At 68.1% G+C, this 1359-nt stretch carries 2 protein-coding genes; one reads left to right on the top strand and one right to left on the bottom strand.

Features of this window, described 5'->3' with window-relative positions; translation table 11 throughout:
- Positions 1-53: 53 nt before the first annotated feature.
- Positions 54-996 (top strand): IS5 family transposase gene (locus AC6CH9_RS20780; RefSeq protein WP_498156593.1). Its coding sequence is split into 2 segments (ribosomal slippage): positions 54-416 and positions 418-996, totalling 942 coding nucleotides; the frame shifts between segments, so codons are not numbered across the junction.
- Here AC6CH9_RS20780 and AC6CH9_RS20775 read toward each other — a convergent pair.
- Positions 966-1319 carry a hypothetical protein gene (locus AC6CH9_RS20775; protein ID WP_151192069.1) on the bottom strand — a complete coding sequence of 118 codons (354 nt, stop codon included), beginning with the start codon at positions 1317-1319 and terminating at the stop codon, positions 966-968. The genes AC6CH9_RS20780 and AC6CH9_RS20775 overlap by 31 nt on opposite strands.
- Positions 1320-1359: the final 40 nt, after the last annotated feature.

The following is a 1359-nucleotide window of genomic DNA, read 5'->3' as shown; positions in this document are numbered from 1 at the left end:
GACTAGGGCGTGTCTCCCAACTCTGAGGTGAGGCGAGCGGCAGACTCGCGGCCGTGAGTCGGTTCCAGGTCCTGACGGACGAACAGTGGGAGCGGATCGAGCCGTTGCTGCCGTCGAACGCGGGCAAGGTCGGTCGCCCGTTCGGTGACCACCGCACCGTGGTTGAGGGCATTGCTTACCGGTATCGGACGGGGATCCCGTGGCGGGACCTGCCGCGCGAGGTGTTCGGGCCGTGGCAGACGGTGTGGAAGCGTCACAAGAAGTTCACCGACGACGGCACTTGGGACCGCATCCTCGCCCACCTGATGGCCGAAGCGGACGCCGCCGGGCAGATCGACTGGACCGTGTCGGTGGACTCGACGATCAATCGTGCTCACCAGCACGCGACGAACACGACCCGTCCGGAGCAGGACACAGGGGGCGACGTCGAATCACAAGAACCGCCGCAACGGCGTCGTCCCCAGTGAACCTGCAGGTCACGGCATCGGTCGGTCTCGTGGCGGGCTGACGAGCAAGATCCACCACGCCGTCGACGGGCGTGGGCGCCCACTCGCCGTTGTCGTGACGCCCGGCCAGTCTCACGATGGCCGAGCGCTGGGAGTCGTGCTCGCGGACATCTGGGTGCCACGCCGCGGCGCGGGCCGCCCGAGAACGACGCCCGATGTAGTGCTCGGGGACAAGGCGTACTCCTCGCGCGGAAACCGCGCGATGCTGCGCCGGCGCGGGATCAAGGTCGTGATCCCCGAACCGTCGGACCAGCAAGCTAACCGGAAGCGGCGCGGCGCGAAGGGTGGCCGCCCGCCGAAGCTCGACCGGGAGACCTACGTGCGGCGCAACGTCGTCGAGCGGTCCTTCAACCTGCTCAAGCAGTGGCGCGGCCTGGCCACTCGCTACGACAAGCACGCCGTCGTCTACCGCGCTGGCGCCGTCCTGGCCGCGATCGTCACCTGGCTGCGGACGGGCTCTCACTTGCCAGCGACTCGACGCCGGGTCTGATCGGCTTCCTCTCTGGTGACGCCCATCCGGGCTTGGAACTCCCACTCCTCGATCGCGTCCGGGCCGTGGAGGACCTCGTTCAACGCGTTGAGGACGGCCCTTCGATCGTCGGCGCTCAAGACGTACTGGTCGCGCGCCAGCCACTCGTCGGCGGGACCATCCCAGCCCTCTGGCGGGACCCGGTAGCACCCCCTCTCGATGCAGGTCGCGCACGCCCACGCGTCCTCCGAGATCAAGCCGAGCCAACGCGAGCGGACTACCGACTCCTCAGAAAGCGGCCCATAGCACCAATCGCAGAAGTCCTGTGGCTTTGGGCTTGGCATGCTCGCAACCTACATGCGCGATGCGCGCGGTTGGGAGACA

This window comes from Cellulosimicrobium sp. GQ32 (genome assembly GCF_059758455.1).
This window is presented reverse-complemented; position numbering and strand designations above follow the sequence as displayed.

Bases quoted from the DNA above. Each gene is read 5' to 3' on its own strand.
- AC6CH9_RS20775 (WP_151192069.1), bottom strand. From the start codon at position 1,319: ATGCCAAGCCCAAAGCCACAGGACTTCTGCGATTGGTGCTATGGGCCG.